This window comes from Bacillus cereus group sp. MYBK139-1, from assembly GCF_051916915.1.
GTDB lineage: Bacteria > Bacillota > Bacilli > Bacillales > Bacillaceae_G > Bacillus_A > Bacillus_A pacificus.
This window is the reverse complement of the sequence record NZ_JBQAHO010000002.1, coordinates 739,112-759,353: the sequence shown is the minus strand read 5'-3', so window position 1 is coordinate 759,353 and position 20,242 is coordinate 739,112. Positions and strand designations below refer to the sequence as shown.

The window sequence follows — 20,242 nt, the reverse complement described above, 5'->3', positions numbered from 1 at the left end:
GTATTCTATGTAATTTGTTAATATTTTGTTCTCATAAGCGACTTATTTTCACTACAGTCACATTACTACTTGTATCATGTACCGTAAACAAAATACCCATTCCTATTAAAAAAAAGAGAGCAATAGCTCTCTTTTCTCATTCACTTATTCTTCCCAAACTTTAACTTCTTTCATTACATCACCTTGACGCATGTTTAATACTGTTTCAATACCGCTTGTTGCTTTACCAAATACAGTATGTACACCATCTAAGTGTGGCTGTGGCTCATGAACGATAAAGAATTGACTACCGCCTGTGTTACGACCAGCATGTGCCATAGAAAGTGATCCTACAAGGTGTCTATGAGGATTTCCATCAGTTTCACATGGGATAGAGTAACCTGGACCACCCGCACCTGTTCCTGTTGGATCTCCACCTTGGCTTACGAAGCCAGGAATAACGCGGTGGAATGTCACACCATCATAAAATCCTTGCTCTGCTAATTTTTTAAAGTTTTCTACTGTTTTTGGTGCCTCTTCTGGGAAAAATTCTAAATCGATTTTTTCACCATTTTCCATTAATATGTATCCTAAAGTTTTCATACGTATATGTCTCCTTTCAACTATCTCAGCACTATATTACCACATTCATGACTAGAAACAAAAAGAATCCGACAATCTACATACTTCTTTTTTGAAATGTGGAAAAAGCTAGGTGACAAATAAGAAATATATACTATAATAACTGTGTTGCCCGAAAATTTTAGAAAGAGAAAGGGAGCGATTTTTCGTGAAAACGAAATTACTAGCTCTGCTATTAGCTGTCGCAGTATTTATTATGCCAACAGCTTCGTTTGCAGACATCATCGAAGGAGAATCAATTGTTACACTAGGAGAAAACTTGTCTGAACAACAAAAACAAGATCTGTTAAAAGAAATGAAAGCACCAAAAGATGCTACAATTATTACTGTGTCTAATGCGGAAGAACATAAATTTCTAGAAGGGATTGTTCCAAAAGCTCAAATTGGTACGAGAGCAATTTCTTCTTCTATGATCACATACACAAAGCCAGGTTCTGGTCTCATTGTACGTTCAAAAAACATTAATTCAATAACAGATGCAATGTACACAAACGCACTTATTACAGCAGGTGTGAAAGATGCAGAAATTCAAATTACTGCACCATTTAAAGTTTCTGGAACTGCTGCTTTAACTGGCTTAATGAAAGCCTATGAAACGACATCAAACAAAGCAATTCCTGAGGAAGTAAAAAAAGTAGCCAATGAAGAAATGGTGCAAACATCCCAGCTCGGTGATAAAATTGGTGAAGAAAAAGCGGTTCAACTTGTTGCGAAAATTAAAGAAGAAATTGCCAAAGAGCAGCCAAAAACAACTGAAGATTTACGTTCATTAATTAAAAAAATTGCGGATCAACTTGGTATTACATTAACGGATGAACAGTTAGATAACTTAGTTGCGCTATTTGATAAAATGAAAAATCTTAACATCGATTGGAATCAAGTTGGCAGTCAGTTAAATAAAGCAAAAGAACATGTTTCTGCCTTTTTAGGATCTGAAGAAGGGCAAAGTTTCCTAGATAAAGTGAAAGATTTCTTCTCAAGTATCATTGATTTTGTTAAATCTTTATTCAAGTAAAAAGAAGCTCGTCAGTGACGAGCTTCTTTTTTATACAAGTAACGGCAATTTCATAATAGCTTCTTCAACCGAACGAACTATATGATTTGCCTTCTCCTTGACATATGGATGAGCATGATGCAGAGTGAATGAATGCGGGGTTACTTCAAACATAGAAATATCATTGAAAGAATCTCCAATGCATGCAACTTCATTTGCTTCAATTTGCAAATGTTCCATTAGTCGTCTTAAAGCACTCCCTTTACTTACTCCCCTTGGCATAATGTCAACATAGCGTTTACCAGACATAAAAACTTCCGCTTCATTCTGAAAGGTATCTCGTAATTCTTGGTCTAATGCTTCAATTGTCTCTTCTTCCCCAAAAACAAACAATTTCGCAGGATGTACAGTTTTACCAAATTCCTCTTCTAATGCTTCTATTTCAGCGATATGCACGCCCATATACGTTTCAAAATTATGATGATGTTCATTTTTTCTTTTTGTATACCGTTGCTCATTTGCACAAACAATATCTGCTAGTCCCTTTTTATGGATATATCGATATATTTCCTGGGCAATCCCATCTTCAAAACTTGATTCATGAAATATTTTCCCATCCGGTAGTAACATCGTCGCTCCATTTAAACTCGTTGTGTAATACGGGAATGCAAACCTATTTACGACTTCATCAATTCGATGAGTAAAGCGGCCTGAGGCAAAACAAATATTTGTCCCTTTTTCAGCTAACCAACAAATTGCACGTTCATCTTCTTTTTGCATATCATTCACATTGTAAACGAGCGTGTCATCTAAATCACTTACAAATAATTTAATCATGTCCTCTTCCCCTTCCATACACAATATCTACTCTAAGTGTACACAAAAAATGTTTGATTTTTGTTAAAAAACAATAAATTTTTGCTAAAAAAATAAACGGGTGTATAATCCCGTTTATTTTTGTCTTTTTACATTTTGAGGTCTTACAATACTTGGTCGTACTTTTAAACTAGACATCGTCGGACGGAGTAGAATTTTTGTTAATGCGCCCCAATCAAATGGTAAAAACGGCCATAAATAAGGTGTTTGCAAACTTTTTATAGACGTTAAAAATAAAATCAATATCGTCATACCAATTACAAAGCCCATCTCATGGAAGAGACCTGTTAAAATAATAACAAATAATTTTCCAACCTTATTCCCTAGCCCTAATTCATAACTCGGTGTTGCATAAGCACCGATCATAGAAACTGCTACATACAAAATAACTTCTGGTACAAACAAACCTACATCGATTGCTATTTGACCAATTAATATAGCGGAAATTAATCCTGCTGCAGACGATAACGGCGTTGGAGTATGAATGGCAGCCATCCTTAAAAACTCAAGCCCGACCTCTGCCATTAATACTTGTAATAAAATTGGTAAATGTGTCATCTTAGTCGGTCCAATAAAAGCAAGATTTTCTGGTAAAAGAGTTGGATCAAATACAAACACTAACCAAAATGGTAGTAAAAACAAGGAGAATAAAACACCTAAAAAGCGTACCCAGCGTAAAAATGTACCGACAGCTGGATTTTGTCTAAACTCTTCTGCATGCTGTAAATGATGGAAATATGTTGTTGGCGTAATCATAGCACTCGGTGATGTATCAACAAGTACTAGAACATGTCCTTCTAATAAATGATTGGCTGCTACATCCGGTCTTTCTGTATATCGAATAAGCGGGAATGGATTATAGCTTTGCTTTACAACAAATTCTTCCACTGTTTTATCCGCCATCGTAATGCCATCAACATCAATGTTATTTAATTCTTGTTTTATAATCTTTACTAAATCTTGATTTGCAACATCTTGTACATATGTAATACAAATATCCGTTTGCGATCTATCTCCTACTCGAATAATTTCGTTTCGAAGACGTGGATCTCGAATTCTCCTACGAATTAATGCTGTATTCACAACGATATTTTCAACAAATCCATCTCTCGCACCGCGCACTACTTTTTCGGTATCTGGCTCTGTCGGTGTTCGCCCTGGATAGCTACGAACATCTATCGCAAACGCTTCTGTTTCACCCTCCACAAATATAATAATAAGCCCTGATAACGCTTGAACCATTACTTCATCCATCGTTTTCACTTTACTTACTTGCTGATGAATTAAACGATTCTCTAAAAGCTTTACTGTATCTTCTTCAACATCCCTTATTTCATTCGTATCCACAGCTTCTTCTAAAATAGGAATGATATAATTTGTATCACAAAGTCCATTTACGAATAACACAGCAATTTCTTTATTCAAAACTTGAAATTTACGAATACCAACATCAAATGTAACGCCTAATCCAACCGTTTGTTTTAAATAATTTTCATTGTCACTTATGAAAGTTGAAATAGGAATATCTATTTTTTTAGGCTTCGTCATAAAACCCACTCCTTTCCAAAATTAACTGAATTGCTTTTTTAGTAATTGGTGAACCTCTCTCCCATTCATCGTTTCCACACATCTTACCAATATCACCAATTCCAACAATGACAGGAACATTCAAATCATCTAGACAATAAATTGTATCTCCGCTAATTCTGCCAATTTCACCATCTGGGAGTCCAAACTTATCAACGCCATATTCCGTTAAATTCCCGTTTCGATCCACGCTTACATCTACACGTGCCCATTCCCAATGATGTGTATTAGACGCTACTGCCAAAATCCCAAGTACATCAATTTGTTTATGCGTGGCTACATATTTTAAAGCTTTTTCACCAGATCCTTCTCCAATAAATCCACTGTCATCAAACATGACAAATACAGGGTCATATGGCGTTTGCATAATAAGCTCAACAACTTTCTTCCCTGTTAATTTGGTTGGATTGCTTTGTGATGCTGAAATACACCTTCCCCCAAATTCCTTCGTTAAAAGCTCAATTGTTCGCTTTGCATATTCATCTCCATCTGTGACCAAAACAACCCTTCGTCTCATTTGATTTATCCTTTCGGTTTACATATAAGTGCTATAAAAAATGAAAATAATATCGCTGCAGAAATGCCTGCAGACGTTAAACTAAACATACCCATACCAATCCCTATATATCCGTGTTTCTCCGCCGCATGCATTGCCCCGTGTAATAAGGAATGTCCAAAACTTGTAATAGGAACTGTTGCCCCAGCACCAGCAAACTTTATAAGCTTATCGTACAATCCAAATCCATCTAAAACTGCTCCTATCACCACAAAGGTAGCCATTAAATGAGCTGGTGTTAACTTTGCAAAATCTAACAATACTTGTCCAACTAGACAAATAGCGCCTCCTACAAGAAATGCATATATAAAATCCACAATTCACTCTCCCTTCACTCTCTCAAATACGACACCATGTGCAATTGTTGGAATTGTTTCTTTCTGCTGCATCATCATCGGGCTTAATAACGCGCCAGTAGCAACGACAAAAATTCGTTGTAAATTCCCTTTTTGCATCTCGCTTAATAAATGACCATATGTGACAACAGCTGAACAGGCACAACCGCTACCACCTGCAAATACTTCTTCTTGACCCGAATCATAAATCATTAATCCGCAATCATTATATATATGCCCAATATCATAACCTTCTTCCAGTAACAGTTGCTTCGCGATCGGTGTCCCAATAGCAGATAAATCACCGGTAACAATCACATCATAATCATTGGCACTTCTCTTCAAATCTTCAAAATGTTGCTGAATTGTATGAGCCGCAGCCGGCGCCATCGCCGATCCCATATCTAATGGATTCGCAATTCCTAAATCTTGTACTTTTCCAATCGTAGCCGACGTAATTTTAATGGCACTTTTTTCTTTACTAATTAATATGGATCCCGCACCTGTAACAGTGGAATTTGCTGTTCCTGGTTTTTGTCCCCCATACTCTGTTGGATAACGAAACTGTCTTTCAGCTGTTGCATTATGACTACTTACCGTCGCTAAAACACGATTTGCGAATCCACCGTCTATAAAGGCTGATCCGACCGCTAAAGTCTCCATCGAGGTCGCACAAGCACTAAACATGCCTAAAAAGGGAATTCCCCACTTACGCGCAACGTAATTTGCTGTTACTGTTTGATTTAATAAATCACCCGCTAAAAAGAAATCAATTTGTGATGTTTCTACATTTGCTTTTTGCATGACTTGTTGAATAGAATCTGACATTAATCTTCGTTCAGCAAGCTCCCAGTTTTCCTCTCCGCAATGTAAATCATCATATGAAATATCAAATTCCTTTCCAAGAGGGCCTTCAGCTTCTTTTGGACCGACGGCAGTACCGGTTGCATTCACATAAATATCATTTTGAAATACCCACGTTTGTTTTCCTGTCAACCTCATACTAGCCCCTCCTTTAAGACATAAAAATTTTAAAAGTATATCTTATTAACCCAATAATGTATGCCCCGACAACACCAAAAACGATTACACTTCCCGCTAGCTTAAACATGTTTGTAGCAACCCCAAGCACAATTCCTTCACTCTTATGCTCTAGCGCAGCACTTGCCATAGAATTCGCAAATCCCGTAACAGGTACGGCCGACCCTGCTCCAGCAAATTGACCGATTTTATCATATACACCACAACCTGTTAAAATCGCCGATAATAGTACAAGAGTTGCGACGGTTGGATTCCCTGCCTCTTGTTCACTAAAATGAAAATAATGTATATAAAATTTCATCAATACTTCTCCGATTGTACAAATGAGTCCACCTACAAAAAATGCCTTAACACAATTTATAAAATAATTTGGCTTCGGATGGTATTCCTTCACTTTATTTACGTAATCGTCCTTTAGTTTTCGCCCTGTCATTTATATATTGCCTCCTACTTTACGAAATAAATCCAGTGAAACAACGAGCCTATTACTTTTCCAAGTACAAGAGCAACGAGTAAAACAACAATCTTCCCCTCTACCCCTACTCGTTTCGCTAAAATAGGTAAAACATTTAACACTTCTGTTAATGCGGCAGCGAGCATTCCAATGAATGTGCCACAAAATATTCCTAATATAACAAGCCAATATTGCGACGTTTGAAATGTAATGTTTTTCAAACTACACCAAGCTCCTGTTAATGTACCTGCAATAACTGCCCACTCAAAATATTGAATGTGCTTTCCACTTCTCGTTAATTGAGCTAGACGAGGGATTATACCAAGCACAGCTAAAAATGCAACATATCCGCTACCTACAGCAATTCCTCCTGCTAAGGCAATTAAAATAACGAATCCAGACTCAATCATCGGTAAGTTGTTTCATATTATCCTTGTTTTCATGAACAATTACATATTGGTCAAGTGACTGCTGGTATTGGAACATCTCCACTTCTAACGGACTCGGTTCTTCATTAATACGCTTTTGAAATACATGATTAAAAAATAAAACCATACCTAATCCAAGACCTAATGAATAAGGAATTTGAAATAAAAGTGGTTGCGCCTTAAATTCTCCCGTAATCATGTAATATAACCGTTGGTGCACTTGTTGCATGCTTACATCTTCATGAAAATATATGATGGCAAGAGCTGCTCCAATGAAAAGTAACAACCATACAAGTCCGAAAAAAATCGGATGTACTTTCTTTTTTTCATATATAATTTCAACAAGAGTTTGTCCAGAACCGAGTAAATTAATTTGTATATGAGCAGCTTTTTGCCTAATAATCTCAATTATTTTCATAACATCAATTACAACATGCGTTTTATCACGCGCTGTAATTTTATAAATTACCTCATCCTGTAACGACTGAACTACTACAGCATCTCCGGCAAGTTGAGCAACATCTCCCAGCTTTACTTCATACGTAGGAGAAACTTTTAATCGATTACGCATTTTAATATAAATTGTTTGTTCCAATTTCCATTCACCTCTTCACTCTTCCTCGTAGTTGTAGTATGGTTATTCAATTTTTTTCTAATACAATTTTTTCATAAAAAAACATCTGTACCATTTCGGTACAGATGTTTTTTAGTTTATGCTTTTTTCTTAAATAAATTTGCAATGCTTAATGCGAGCCCTCCCCAAATGACTACTATTCCAATAACCATCATCATAATCGCTGATCCACTCATTATGAAACACCTCGATCTTTCCATTCTTTTTCAAGCTTAGCAGAATCTGAATGTATTTGTGCATTCCATTTCTTTAAACTAATGATTAGCGCAATGATAAGGAACGCTGCTGCAATTGACCAACCATATGTTACAACAAACTCCGTTGGGTACCCTCCATAGTTCTTTTTAATATTTTGGATTGTACCATCAATTAACATGTACCCTAACATAAGCGGAGTAATAACGAGTAAACTCACTCTCCAAAACGTCCCTAACTTAATATCAGATACGAAGTTTGCGTGGTTTTGATAAACCGGTAAACGACGTAAAATGAGTCCTATCGTAACTACTTCCGCTAGAGCAATTGTAATTAATCCGAAGTTATTAGCGAAGTAATCCACAACATCTAGGAACATAAGCCCGCCACGTGTCGCAAAAACGAGAGAAACGAGTACGAGAAGCGTCCCCATAATTCCAATTGTTTTCTGGCGGCTTAAGCTAAACTTTTCAGATACGGCAGCAAAACATACTTCCGCAAGCGAGATGAGGGATGTAATTCCAGCAACCGTTAATGATAAGAAAAATAATACGCCGAATAAAGGTGACATCGGTAATTCATTAATAATTTGCGGGAATACTACGAAAGCAAGCCCTACACCAGCACTTGCTACTTTATCAACTGGTACTCCCATATTGTTTGCCATAAATCCAAGAGCCGCAAAGACCCCAATCCCTGCTAATAATTCAAATCCTGAGTTTGCAAATCCAGTAATAAAAGCGTTATTTGTTGTATCTGAGTTTTTCGGTAAATAACTAGAATACGTAATCATAATTCCAAATGCTAAAGATAAGCTAAAGAAGATTTGACCGTAAGCAGCAAGCCATACTTTTCCGTCAAAAATACGACTCCAATCTGGTTTAAAGAATGCATCTAATCCTTGCATCGCACCTTCCATCGTCACTGCACGAACTACGATAATAAGGAACATAACAACTAGTAAAGGGATGAAAATACGGTTCACAACTTCGATTCCTTTTTTAACTCCTTTAAAAGCAACACCAAGCACAATAATCCAAACGAGAGCTAGTGGAATTAATACTTCCGGTACGAGCCCTCCAAACTGTCCAGGTTTATCTGCAACATGTAAATACTCTTTAAATAAAAATGATTCCGTGTCTTTCCCCCATGCGCCAGTAATTGCAAAATACGTATAAGAAATAGACCAAGCAATAATTACTGCATAATATGTTGAAACGATAAACGTTACACACATTTGCCACCATCCGATGAATTCAGCACGCGGATGAATACGAAAGAACGTAAGTGGCGCTGAACCACGGTGACGATGCCCAAGAGCAAATTCAAACGCCAATAATGAAATCCCAGTCGTTAATAATGCGAATAAGTACGGTAAAAAGAATGCGCCTCCTCCATTTTCATACGCCGTATAAGGAAAACGCCATATGTTTCCTAATCCAACGGCAGAGCCGACCGCTGCAAAAATGAATCCAGCCCTCGTGCCCCATTGTTGCCTCGTTTCCATATTTTCTTCCCCCTTTGTGACAAGTTCATAATTGGATTATATTTTAAATTTACTAAATTATCAATAAATTCTGTTAATTTTTAAGAAAGTTTACAATCTCCTCCTATTAAAGTCATAAAAAAAGATCGAATAGATAGCTATTCATCTATTCGATCTTTCATCTGTTTTAATATTTTCTTTTCAAGTCTTGAAACTTGTACTTGCGAAATGCCTATTCGCTCTGCTACTTCTGATTGGGTTTGGTCTTTATAATAGCGTAAATATACAATTAAACGCTCTCTCTCATCTAATTCTCTAATTGCTTCTTTTAAAGCAATTTTATCAAACCATTTCGTTTCAGATTGATCTGCAATTTGATCTAAAATAGTAATTGGATCTCCGTCGTTTTCATACACCGTTTCATGTATGGATGAAGGGGCACGACTCGCTTCTTGCGCCAGAACCACTTCCTCTGGCGTTAGTTCTAACGCTTCAGCTACCTCATTAATCGTTGGAGCCCTTCCGAATTCTTTCGAAAGCTCGTCTCTCATCTTTCGAATTTTGTTTCCTGTTTCTTTTAAAGACCTACTTACTTTCACTGATCCATCATCACGTAAAAATCGTTGTATTTCGCCAATAATCATGGGAACTGCATATGTTGAAAATTTCACGTCGAAAGATAAATCAAATTTATCTACCGATTTTAAGAGTCCAATACATCCAATTTGAAACAAATCGTCTGGTTCGTATCCGCGATTAAGAAAACGCTGCACAACCGACCATACGAGACGCATATTACTTTGAACAATTGTATCTCTTGCTTGTTGATCTCCATCTTGACTTTTTTGAATTAACGCTTTTAGCTCGTGGTCCTTTAACTGAGGTTTCTTCTTCTCATTTTTGACCTCTATGTCCATAGGCTATTCTCCTTAATTGCATAGAGCGTTACTATTTGATAAGTATTTTGTCAAATGGATTGTTGTCCCGAAAGATTCGTTTGAAATAACTTCTACTTCATCCATAAAATTTTCCATGATAGTAAATCCCATTCCGGAACGCTCTAATTCAGGTTTAGTTGTAAAAAGGGGTTGTCTCGCTTCATCTAAATTAAAGATGCCAATCCCTTCATCTCGAATCGTGAGTTTCACCATTGCTTCTTCCAAAATTACAGAAATATAAACAACACCTTCTGCATTTCCTTCGTACCCATGAATAATTGCATTCGTAACCGCTTCTGACACAACTGTTTTAATCTCTGTAAGTTCTTCCATCGTAGGATCTAGTTGTGCAATGAAAGCAGCTACTGTAACGCGAGCGAACGATTCATTTTGACTTAATGCTGAAAATTGAAGGTTCATTTCATTTCTCATTTATGCCACCCCCAACGTCGCGAGCGCATGCGCTTCACTTTCTTCTAAGCGAACAATTTTAAATAAGCCCGACATTTCAAATAAACGTTTAACAGGCGGTGAAATTGCACAAACAACCATTTCTCCACCTAATCCCTTTACATGCTTATATCGGCCTAATATAACACCTAAACCAGAACTATCCATAAACGATAAGTTCTCTAGGCTCAAAACAATATGATGAACACCATGTGTCTCAATCATATCTGTTACTTTCGTTCGCAACTCTTCAGCAGTATGATGATCTAATTCACCCGCTAGCCTCACACATAGGACGTCACGTTTTACTTCTAATTGCATGGAAAGACTCACACGATTTCCTCCTTATGCTCAAACTTTACTCATTTACATACATAAAGATTTTCGTGATACAACATAAGAATCCTTCCTACTGACAAAAGAAGAACTATTTCGCCATAAAGTGAAACCATTCAGCAATTATTTACTTACATACGAATAGAAAAGCGGCAAAATGTTTGCCGCTATTTTGATGTTGAAAACATCCCAAAACTTCTTTTAAATAACTCCCACCAGCTCGCTGCAGCAACATCTTCTTTTGCTACAATTGTTTGTTTTAATAAAACATCTTTATCTTTTTTAATAACAAGTGTACCAAGTGCATCGCCCTTTTTAATCGGCGCTTTCACTTTCTTTTCAGCAATTACTTCTTGCTTTACCTTGTCCATGTTTTCGCCCTTCTTCATAAGAAGAGATACATTGTCTGACGCAACTAAATCTACTTTTTCTTTCTTCCCTTTTCCTACTTGGACAGTCTTAATTTTTTCGCCTCGTGTATACAATTTCTTTGTCATATATTGACCAAATGCGTAGTCAAGAAGCTTCGTTACTTGATTGTTCCGTTCTTTTGATGTAGGTGCTCCCATAACAACTGAAATAACACGCATCCCATTCTTTTCAGCCGATGCTGTTAAACAATATTTTGCTTCTGTCGTAAAGCCCGTTTTTACACCATCTACTCCAGGATAAAAACGCACTAACTTATTCGTATTAACGAGCCAAAACTTCTTATCCGTATCTTCACGTAAATAGTCTTCGTATTTTCCTGTGTATTTGCGAATAAGTGGGTACTTCATCAATTCTTTCGCCATTATAGCCATATCATTTGCTGTTGAATAATGATCTTTAGCCGGAAGACCTGTCGGATTTTGAAAATGAGTATTTTTCAGTCCTAAATCTTTCGCTTTTTTGTTCATCATATTTACAAAACCTTCTTCTGAACCAGCGATATGCTCCGCTACTGCAACAGACGCATCATTTCCAGATGCAATTGCAATACCCTTTAGCATTTCATTTACAGTCATCTCTTCTCCAGGCTCTAAAAAGATTTGTGATCCACCCATTGAAGCTGCATGCTCACTTGCTCTCACTTTATCGGTCAGTTTTAGTTTTCCTTTTTCAACTTGTTCCATAATTAATAGCATTGTCATAATCTTCGTCATACTAGCAGGTGGTAACTTCTCATTTGGATTTTTATCAAACAAAACTTTACCTGTATCTTGTTCAATTACAATTGCTGATGACGCTTGTTCCGCTAACTTCGGTGTTGTTTCTTCTGTTTTCTCCTGCTTCGTCTTCTCAGATTGTGCGAAACTAACTGAAGTACCAGAAAGCAATAACATGAAACAAACAAGTATTCCAAAAACTCGCTTCATGACTAACCCTCCATTCTATATCAAACCTATTTTTTCCAATTCACTGTTTTTTAATACCATATTTTTCTAACATTTTCAGTTGACAAACACATTCATCACCTTTATTGTATTAAGTGTATTACACATAGTAGTACACTTAATACAAGTCAGAAAGGAGACATTGCTCTTGCATATTCAACTTGATCCAAGAAGCAACACTCCGATATGGGAACAAATTGTTCAAAATATAAAAGAACTCGTATTAAAGAACATGTTAGCTCCAAGTGACAAACTACCTTCTGTACGCGAACTCGCTTCTTTACTCGTTATAAATCCAAATACAGTGAGTAAAGCGTATCAAGAGTTAGAGCGACAAGGGATTATTGAAACATTACGAGGAAAAGGAACATTTGTATCCCAATCGATTACCCCAACATTAGACGAAAGGAAAATCGCTATGGTTGAAAAGCAATTTCATCAATTACTATTAGAAGCCTCTTATCTTGGTGTTACGAAAGATAAAATTCATGATTGGATAGATTCATACTATAAAGAGATTGGAGGAAATACAGATGCTGAAAGTGACAAGCTTGAAGAAAACAATTGATAATCAAACGATTTTAGACGATGTTTCTTTCACATTGCAAAGAGGGAGTATCATCGGACTACTCGGAAGAAACGGTGCGGGAAAAACAACTTTATTACGAACGATGGTCGGCATTTTAGACCCTGATGAAGGATGTGTTACATATGAGGATACCGACATTCATAAGAATCCTGAAACGAAACAAAAAATCGTATATGTTCCGGATTCTACTAACATACTGAACGGCTATACGGTAAAAGAAATTGTAAAGTTTTATAAATCAGTTTATGCCGCATTTGATGAAGCATATTTCTATGAATTGTTAAAACGTTTTAACTTACCAAACAAACGAATTCGTAGTTATTCAAAAGGAATGAAAGCACTGCTTGCTATCATTTTAGCCGTTTCTACAAAGGCAGAATATATCATTTTAGATGAACCGACAAATGGGCTTGATCCTATCGTTAAACGGCAGATCCTCCAATTTCTCGTTGGAGAAGTTGCAGAAAAAGAAATTACCATTTTCATCTCAACTCACCATTTAGATGAAGTGGAACAAATTGCAGATACAATTATTATATTAAAAGGCCATACTATAGCTTCTATTACATCACTAGACGATGCAAAATCACGATTTGCTAAAATCCAAGTAGCTTACGAACGTTCATTACCTCAAAAACTAGAAAACTTAAGCAATATTAAAATATTAAATCAAACAGGAAAAGTATATACAATCTTAATTGAAGGAAATGTGGCTACAACACTGGAAAAGTTTTATAAAGAACAACCACTGCTCATTGAAGAATTAACAATGTCGCTTGAAGATGTCTTCGTTACGACACTGGAGGAGGATGGGTATGTTTCATAAAGCGTTATGGATGTGGAATTGGAAGCGCGGAAAATATGCTGTGTTACTATTCTTCTTTAGTTCGCTTTACTTGTTACCTTTTGGCTACTATAGAAGTGCTCAGCAACAACTTGATGCGTATTATGAATTACAAGAAAAGGGGAAACAGTATTATTATTTTTATATTTTTTCTTCAGGAGAAAGTAATAGTTTTTGGTTAACTGTTCTTATTATCGCTTTAGCCTGCTTATTGATAGGATGGGAACGCAGCTACCAATCTAATACACTACTTATGACAATGCCATTTAAAAGAAAAGATGTTTTCTTATCTAAATGGGCTTTCGGTTCATTTTGTATTGTGGGCTCATTACTTATCAATTGGGTTCTTATGTATGTTATTTATAGAACAACTATTCATTTTGATTATCAATCTTTTAGTCCGTTTCATCGATACTTTCTTTATGCGATAGTTTCTTATGTTGCAGTCTATACAGCTGCCTTATGTATCGGTACTTTTACTGGAAGCATCGTTTCGCAGATTATTTTTTGTATTCCATGGTTACTAGCAGGAGTTACATTTATTACATTACTATACACTTTTACAACTAACCATTTATACGCTGCAAATATTAAAAATGAAAACTTATATCGACAACTTTATGAAATCAATCAAAAAACAAATACAGCTGCACCAATTAGTCATTTTTCTATCAATTATTACTATGATCCGGAATCCCGTAAGATCGAGAACAATCCAACTGCTTTAAGAGATCCAGCATCTCATATATATTATTCAGCAAAATCAATGTTAGTCCCGATTTTTTATACATTAGTTTACTTACTACTTGGAACATATTTATATACAAGATCACCAAATGAAAACACTCAGAAGATATTTATGTTCCAAAAGAGTTTACCGATATGGATATGGGGCTCAACCATTTACTTTGCATTACTAGGCGGCTATAAAATAAACCATTTAAATTTCTTACCTAGTTACTATATCGGTTTGTTTCTAACCGGAATCATTACTTATGTTATATTATCACGCCTAACAAATTATAAAGTTTTTTAAAGGAGAGATCCTATGTTTCAAAAAGCACTGTGGCTAAGAACGTATCAACAAAGTAAATATGTTGTATGGTTATTTTGGCTCGTCAGCTTCTATACTTTGTCATATCAATACTATATGACTTCTATTCAAGAGCAACAATTTCTAAATGACAATAAAAAGTGGAACTATGTATATCATTACCATTTTGATTTAACACTTCTAGATCCTGTTCTGCTGTTAGGTAGTGTACTTATCGTTCTAGCTTGTACGTTAATTGGATGGGAAAGACAAAATAACGCTAGCGACTTGTTATGGTCTATGCCCTTTAAACGTTCGCACCTTTATATAACAAAGTGGTTATTTGGAATCTGTAATATCGTCGCAGTTGTCATTTTAAACTGGGGGCTATTTGCTATTATGAAAAAGTTAACTTTTCATAATAAATATCAAGTATTCTCTCCCTTTCATAGTTATTTTATATACATGTTAATTGTATTAATCGCTATTTATACAATTACCTTATGTGTAGGTACAATGACAGGGAATATTATATCGCAAGGATTTCTCACTACAGCTATATTAATCTTTCCAGCTTTACTTCCATCACTTATCTCCGGAGTCATTGCTGTTCACTCAAACACTGAATTTCATGAAGACAACAGTCTTATACATGATGTGATGGAAAACATACGTATCTCTAGCCCAGCAGAAGATTTTCGTATTTACTTTAATTATGATCCACAAAGCGCTTATACTGATCAAAATGGAGTACGTCATAACGAACCAAACTTTACAAAGATTCCACCGGCAAAAACATTGATTGGACCTATTGCACATATTATTCTTTTATTACCACTCGGTATATATTTATATGCTCGTTCAGTCAATGAGCGAAATGGTAACTACTTATTATATCCAAAACTACAAAAAGTAGTTTTAGCTTGTGCGATTTTCTTTGGTGGGATCGTTGGAGGTTTAATACTAAGTCGAGCGCACTCATTGTCCAGCTTTTACATCGGATTTTTAGTGACTAGTTTCATTACGTATTTCTTCCTACCTAAAATATTAAAATGGAAAGTATCTTGGAATTTCAAATAAAATAACCTCCTCTCGATGAGGAGGTTATTTCACATTCTCTCTCCTATCCCCATACACCATCTCTTCTTTCATCCCAAATCCATCACCATTTTGCACAATTTGCTCTGTCGGTGCAACTACACTTTCAGCAATTTTCCATTCCCCACGCTCTTTCACAAATACTTGTAGAAAATAGTTCATGCCATCTAATTGATATGCATTTTCTTTTTTCACATTATAGTGAATCGCAATGTAGTACACTTGAATATTTTCTTTTCCTATTTTTGATACGTATTGCGATAGTCTCGGTATATAGAGTGCTGCTTTCTGAAAAGATAGTTGCTTCGCTTTAACAAGCGATGAACTTGTTACATTACGTAATGTGTCCTGATTACGAATATTATCGCTATGGTGGAATAATACTGTGTTTTGCATAGAACGAACCCATAATTTTGAATATAAGACTGTATTATCGTTTTCAATGTACTTCACTTCTTTTCGCACCACTTGGATAGGCGTATCTGCGTACGTGAATGTTTGAAAATAGAAAAAACCACCAAATAAAATGGTAAGTGCAGCAATATATTTCATAATCTTTCCTCCGATCTTTTAATTAAAGTATCGGAGTTTCAAAATGTTTTTATTCAAAAGAAAAAGGATAGGAAAGCTGTCGCTCCCTATCCTCATTTATTATAATACGCGGCCAAATAGCTCTAACACCATTTCTATTTCTTGGTCGCTCCAACCTTTAAATCTCTCTTTATAATACTCTTTACGCACAGCTTCAAGTTTTTCAGTTACTTCTCTTCCGTGTTCTGTAATTTCTAAGTACACGATACGACGGTCTGAACTTGAACGTTTTCTTTCTACAAACCCTTTTCGTACGAGACGATCAGTAACAGCTGTAATATGACTGGAGGTTACGTTTACTTCACTCGCAATTTGCGAAGCCATCTGTGGACTTTTTAAAAATAATGCGCGTAATACAGAAAATTCATTATATGGCATATGTTCTGCAAAACGTGTATTAATATCATTTTGTAATAAACGTATCATCTTTCTAAATGATCCGGATAACTCTAAAATCAATGTTTCTCTTTTTTCGTTCACTAGCCTCGTCCCTTTTTTATCATATTTACACATATTATAATCTATAAATACCCTCGTTGTATATGCTTTCTTTCTTTAACATTCCCATTTATGTAACTTTTTCATACAAATTTCTTTTTTGTTCACACATATACATATAAAAAGGATGGTGATGGAAGATGCAAGGTGGAATGAACCCTTATTTACACAACGTACGTACAGCAAATACTGGTAAAGAAGCTACCATTACGGTGCAAGGTGAAGGCGTTGTGAAAGCAAAACCAAATGTCGTTATATTAACAATCGGTATTCGTACAGATCATAAAAATGTAAAACAGGCACAAGAAGAAAATGCGGTGCAATCAAAACAATTATTAGATGCACTGAAACAACTAGGTATTGCTGAAAAAAATATAGAAACCATTTCATATACGATTACGCCTCAATACGAATATATAAATGAGAAAGCATTACTACAAGGATATCGTGTGGAACATTTGTATGAAATTACCGTTTTAAATGTACAAAAAGCAGGGGAAGTATATGATATAGCCGTTTCAAATGGAGCAAACGTAGCAAAAGGATTACGTTTTAGAATATCTCACCCAAATAAATATTATGAGCAAGCTCTCATTCAAGCTCTGCAACAAGCGGTAGAAAAAGCTCGTGCTATTGCGAGTACATACAATTTAAACATTAATCCTGTTCCACTCTCATTCGTTGAAGAATCTGCTCAATTACCACGGGAAGTTGCATCCTATGCTGCTTTACATGCACAAGCAGCTCCTCCCATTCAATCGGGAGAATTAGAGATCATTTCTACAATACGAGCGATTTTTACGTATTTATAAATAATTTCATTTATAAGTAAACGTTATCATTTTCCTTGTTGTAAAAACATGATGTTCTGATATAATAAAGGACGGTGAGCTCTTACAAAAGAGATATCACGGGTGGGAGAGGGATATGAAAAAGAAGGTTTAACATGAAAGGAATACTTGAAAGAACATTTAAATTAGGTTTACACGAAACATCACCGAAACAAGAAGTTTTAGCTGGAGTTACGTCATTTTTTACGATCGTATATATTATGATTGTAAATGCATCCATTTTATCCGATGCTGGCATTCCTCTTGAAGCTGGAATTTTAGCAACTGTTTTCAGTTCATTTGTCGGATGTCTGCTCATGGCATTTTGGGCAAATGCACCTGCTATTCTTGTCCCTGGTATGGGTGTAAATGCATTCTTCACGTACACTGCTGTGCATACGCTCGGATTAACTTGGCAGGAAGCATTAGCAGCTGTCTTCATCTCTGGTATTATTTTTGCAATTGCTGCGTTTACACCAATCGCTCGCGTGCTTTCAGTATCGATTCCAAAGTCACTAAAGGAAGCTATCACTGTCGGCATCGGATTATTTTTAGCATTTATCGGATTGCAAAAAGGTGGTTTAGTCGTTTCGAATCCAAATACTGCTGTTGCAATGGGTAAATTAAGTAGCCCTGTCGTTCTTGCGACCTTGCTTACTCTTATCGTTGCACTCGTATTATTTATTCGTAACGTACGTGGAAACTTTTTATGGACGATTGCAATAGGAACTGGTATTGCATGGCTATTTGGCCTTGTTGATACAAGTCAAATCGGAAATAGTTCATTCTCATTCGCGAGTTACGGCGATGTGTTTGGGGCTATGTCATTTGGCAAACTTTCTTCCTTACCATTTTGGATTGCAACATTCTCCTTAAGCATGGTGCTTATTTTTGAGAACATGGGACTTCTGCACGGTTTATTAGAAGATGACCGTAAATTCCCACGTGCTTACCAAGCCAATGCAATTTCAGCAATGACATGTGGTCTATTTGGCACAAGCCCTACCGTATCAACAGTAGAGAGTGCCGCAGGTATTACTGCAGGCGGAAAGACAGGTCTGACGTCTATCGTTACAGGGTTGTTATTCTTTGCATCACTGTTTGCACTTCCGTTTGTCAAACTAATTCCTGATAGTGCCATTGCACCAATCTTAATTATTATTGGCGGCCTGATGATTACAAGCATTCAACAAATTCCTCTGAACGATTTTTCAGAAGGATTTCCAGCGTTCTTAATTATTGTCATGATCCCGCTCACATATAGTATAGCTGATGGCATTGCGTTCGGATTTATTGCTTATCCTATCTTAAAAGTTGCTCTTGGAAAGCGTAAAGAAGTCGCACCGTCTATGTATATCATTACATGCTTATTCTTAGCCATGTTCGTATTACATGCTATTGGTTAAGTAAAAACACCGAGGAATTTTCCCTCGGTGTTTTTTACTTAAACCATCCTTTTTTATAAAACCAAGCCATCATGCCGCCGCCAATTAGTGCCATAATAAGTAAACAAATAAAATAACTATATTGTCCACCGAGCTCTGGCATATGCGTAAAGTTCATTCCATATACTCCCGCAATAAATGTTAATGGCATGAAAATAGTCGAGAATACAGTTAATGTTTTCATAATGTTATTCATATGATGCGAGTTTAATGAAAAATAGCTATCTCGAATATCTGCTGTTAACTCCCGGCTTGCTTCAATCATTTCGGTCAGTTTAAGCAAATGATCATGTATATCTTTAAAATAAATTTCATGATCACTTATACCGTAAAAACGAGTCGAATTTAAAATACGATACAATAAATCACGCATCGGAATAATTGTACGTCTTAACTTCGATAAATCTGCACGTATATCAAATACTTCTTCTAGTACACTTCCTGCCGTTTCACCCGTTAAATTATCATCAATTGCATTTAAATGATCCTCAATGTAATATACAGGCGCAAAATAGTCATCTACAATTTGATCGATAATTGTATGCGCTACGTGTAAAGGACTATTTTTAATACGCTTCTTTTCTCCAAGCGTTTTCCATACTCTTTCAATTGCATTGTTATGAGAAAAATGGAAAGAAACAATATAACGATCACTAATAAATAAATCAATCTCGTGCGGTTCTAATCCATCCTCACCAAATGCATGAAGAACTAAAAAGTTATATCCATCATAAAAATCAACTTTTGGCCTCTGTACATATTCTATGCAGTCTTCAATTGCAAGGGGATGGAACTTAAAATGATCTTGCAAAATGTATGTATACTCTTCTTTCGTTGGCTTATATAAATCTAGCCAATACCATACAATATGGTCTTTCTTTGTTTCCTCTAGCGAAACATCATATAATACTTCATCTGTTTTTGTTATTGCACAAATTCTAATCATATTTTCACCCATTATTATTATAAACAAAAAATAGTAAAAAAAGCCAAGGAGAAATACTCCC

25 protein-coding genes are annotated in these 20,242 nt (G+C 36.0%); 7 read left to right on the top strand and 18 right to left on the bottom strand.

Translation table 11 applies throughout. The features are described from left to right. Positions 1-144: 144 nt before the first annotated feature. The gene (locus ACTFRS_RS15170) at positions 145-582 is read right to left on the bottom strand and encodes a peptidylprolyl isomerase (protein WP_000853783.1); all 438 of its coding nucleotides are present in this window, start codon (positions 580-582) and stop codon (positions 145-147) included. Between the two features lie 187 nt (positions 583-769). On the opposite strand from ACTFRS_RS15170, the gene ACTFRS_RS15165 reads away from it, so the two are divergent. Then, a complete protein-coding gene (locus ACTFRS_RS15165; protein WP_000850502.1) occupies positions 770-1,636 on the top strand; it encodes a DUF1002 domain-containing protein in 867 nt (288 codons plus the stop codon). Between the two features lie 30 nt (positions 1,637-1,666). Here ACTFRS_RS15165 and ACTFRS_RS15160 read toward each other — a convergent pair whose 3' ends face one another. The 14 genes from ACTFRS_RS15160 to dacF all read right to left on the bottom strand — a co-directional run bounded on the left by ACTFRS_RS15160 (position 1,667) and on the right by dacF (position 12,289). Next, positions 1,667-2,470 (bottom strand): Cof-type HAD-IIB family hydrolase, encoded by an 804-nt coding sequence (locus ACTFRS_RS15160; RefSeq protein ID WP_061183918.1) that lies wholly within the window; start codon positions 2,468-2,470, stop codon positions 1,667-1,669. Positions 2,471-2,566: 96 nt separating this feature from the next. After that, positions 2,567-4,039, bottom strand: coding sequence for a spore germination protein SpoVAF (gene spoVAF / locus ACTFRS_RS15155; protein WP_440024741.1), 1,473 nt, complete (start codon positions 4,037-4,039; stop codon positions 2,567-2,569). Continuing rightward, the gene (locus ACTFRS_RS15150) at positions 4,026-4,595 is read right to left on the bottom strand and encodes a stage V sporulation protein AE (RefSeq protein WP_001254414.1); all 570 of its coding nucleotides are present in this window, start codon (positions 4,593-4,595) and stop codon (positions 4,026-4,028) included. Before ACTFRS_RS15150 ends, spoVAF begins: the two co-directional genes overlap by 14 nt. Positions 4,596-4,600: 5 nt before the next feature. Next, the gene (gene spoVAE / locus ACTFRS_RS15145; protein ID WP_000345905.1) at positions 4,601-4,951 is read right to left on the bottom strand and encodes a stage V sporulation protein AE; all 351 of its coding nucleotides are present in this window, start codon (positions 4,949-4,951) and stop codon (positions 4,601-4,603) included. 3 nt (positions 4,952-4,954) lie between these two features. Further along, complete coding sequence (gene spoVAD, locus ACTFRS_RS15140; RefSeq protein WP_001241152.1) at positions 4,955-5,971, bottom strand: stage V sporulation protein AD; 1,017 nt, start codon at positions 5,969-5,971, stop codon at positions 4,955-4,957. A 13-nt stretch (positions 5,972-5,984) separates the two neighbouring features. Continuing rightward, positions 5,985-6,443 (bottom strand): stage V sporulation protein AC, encoded by a 459-nt coding sequence (gene spoVAC, locus ACTFRS_RS15135; RefSeq protein ID WP_000147736.1) that lies wholly within the window; start codon positions 6,441-6,443, stop codon positions 5,985-5,987. A gap of 14 nt (positions 6,444-6,457) precedes the next feature. Beyond that, a complete protein-coding gene (gene spoVAB, locus ACTFRS_RS15130; protein WP_000572932.1) occupies positions 6,458-6,874 on the bottom strand; it encodes a stage V sporulation protein SpoVAB in 417 nt (138 codons plus the stop codon). Further along, positions 6,867-7,487: a stage V sporulation protein SpoVAA gene (gene spoVAA, locus ACTFRS_RS15125; protein WP_074606896.1), complete on the bottom strand. Its 621-nt coding sequence runs from the start codon at positions 7,485-7,487 to the stop codon at positions 6,867-6,869. The genes spoVAB and spoVAA overlap by 8 nt, the downstream gene beginning before the upstream one ends. 116 nt (positions 7,488-7,603) lie before the next feature. Beyond that, positions 7,604-7,702 carry a methionine/alanine import family NSS transporter small subunit gene (locus ACTFRS_RS15120; RefSeq protein WP_000016826.1) on the bottom strand — a complete coding sequence of 33 codons (99 nt, stop codon included), beginning with the start codon at positions 7,700-7,702 and terminating at the stop codon, positions 7,604-7,606. Further along, the gene (locus tag ACTFRS_RS15115; RefSeq protein ID WP_000450064.1) at positions 7,702-9,228 is read right to left on the bottom strand and encodes a sodium-dependent transporter; all 1,527 of its coding nucleotides are present in this window, start codon (positions 9,226-9,228) and stop codon (positions 7,702-7,704) included. Before ACTFRS_RS15115 ends, ACTFRS_RS15120 begins: the two co-directional genes overlap by 1 nt. Before the next feature lie 137 nt (positions 9,229-9,365). Continuing rightward, positions 9,366-10,124: an RNA polymerase sporulation sigma factor SigF gene (gene sigF, locus ACTFRS_RS15110; protein WP_000350729.1), complete on the bottom strand. Its 759-nt coding sequence runs from the start codon at positions 10,122-10,124 to the stop codon at positions 9,366-9,368. A gap of 12 nt (positions 10,125-10,136) precedes the next feature. Beyond that, complete coding sequence (gene spoIIAB / locus ACTFRS_RS15105) at positions 10,137-10,577, bottom strand: anti-sigma F factor (RefSeq protein WP_001243400.1); 441 nt, start codon at positions 10,575-10,577, stop codon at positions 10,137-10,139. Beyond that, positions 10,578-10,928 carry an anti-sigma F factor antagonist gene (gene spoIIAA, locus ACTFRS_RS15100; protein WP_000059133.1) on the bottom strand — a complete coding sequence of 117 codons (351 nt, stop codon included), beginning with the start codon at positions 10,926-10,928 and terminating at the stop codon, positions 10,578-10,580. It abuts the gene before it with no gap. Between the two features lie 170 nt (positions 10,929-11,098). Then, positions 11,099-12,289 carry a serine-type D-Ala-D-Ala carboxypeptidase DacF gene (gene dacF, locus ACTFRS_RS15095; protein WP_000831992.1) on the bottom strand — a complete coding sequence of 397 codons (1,191 nt, stop codon included), beginning with the start codon at positions 12,287-12,289 and terminating at the stop codon, positions 11,099-11,101. 166 nt (positions 12,290-12,455) lie between these two features. Between dacF and ACTFRS_RS15090 the strand changes: the two genes are divergently transcribed. From ACTFRS_RS15090 to ACTFRS_RS15075, 4 genes are read left to right on the top strand one after another with little or no spacing between them, the layout of a single operon-like run. Further along, complete coding sequence (locus ACTFRS_RS15090; RefSeq protein WP_000548040.1) at positions 12,456-12,875, top strand: GntR family transcriptional regulator; 420 nt, start codon at positions 12,456-12,458, stop codon at positions 12,873-12,875. Further along, a complete protein-coding gene (locus tag ACTFRS_RS15085; RefSeq protein WP_139866814.1) occupies positions 12,841-13,722 on the top strand; it encodes an ABC transporter ATP-binding protein in 882 nt (293 codons plus the stop codon). The genes ACTFRS_RS15090 and ACTFRS_RS15085 overlap by 35 nt, the downstream gene beginning before the upstream one ends. Beyond that, on the top strand, positions 13,712-14,776 hold the full coding sequence (locus ACTFRS_RS15080; RefSeq protein ID WP_440024745.1) for an ABC transporter permease subunit: 1,065 nt from the start codon (positions 13,712-13,714) through the stop codon (positions 14,774-14,776). The genes ACTFRS_RS15085 and ACTFRS_RS15080 overlap by 11 nt, the downstream gene beginning before the upstream one ends. A gap of 12 nt (positions 14,777-14,788) precedes the next feature. After that, complete coding sequence (locus ACTFRS_RS15075; protein WP_139866809.1) at positions 14,789-15,853, top strand: ABC transporter permease subunit; 1,065 nt, start codon at positions 14,789-14,791, stop codon at positions 15,851-15,853. Between the two features lie 24 nt (positions 15,854-15,877). Here the strand turns inward: ACTFRS_RS15075 and ACTFRS_RS15070 are convergent, their stop codons facing one another. Further along, entirely contained in the window at positions 15,878-16,423 is a 546-nt protein-coding gene (locus tag ACTFRS_RS15070) for a hypothetical protein (RefSeq protein WP_000873780.1), read from the bottom strand. Between the two features lie 99 nt (positions 16,424-16,522). Next, on the bottom strand, positions 16,523-16,942 hold the full coding sequence (locus ACTFRS_RS15065) for a MarR family winged helix-turn-helix transcriptional regulator (RefSeq protein WP_440024747.1): 420 nt from the start codon (positions 16,940-16,942) through the stop codon (positions 16,523-16,525). Positions 16,943-17,100: 158 nt separating this feature from the next. Between ACTFRS_RS15065 and ACTFRS_RS15060 the strand changes: the two genes are divergently transcribed. Then, the gene (locus ACTFRS_RS15060) at positions 17,101-17,772 is read left to right on the top strand and encodes an SIMPL domain-containing protein (RefSeq protein ID WP_139866807.1); all 672 of its coding nucleotides are present in this window, start codon (positions 17,101-17,103) and stop codon (positions 17,770-17,772) included. 134 nt (positions 17,773-17,906) lie between these two features. Further along, entirely contained in the window at positions 17,907-19,196 is a 1,290-nt protein-coding gene (locus ACTFRS_RS15055; protein WP_139866805.1) for an NCS2 family permease, read from the top strand. Between the two features lie 34 nt (positions 19,197-19,230). Here ACTFRS_RS15055 and corA read toward each other — a convergent pair whose 3' ends face one another. Then, complete coding sequence (corA, locus tag ACTFRS_RS15050) at positions 19,231-20,193, bottom strand: magnesium/cobalt transporter CorA (RefSeq protein ID WP_001998197.1); 963 nt, start codon at positions 20,191-20,193, stop codon at positions 19,231-19,233. Positions 20,194-20,242 lie beyond the last annotated feature (49 nt).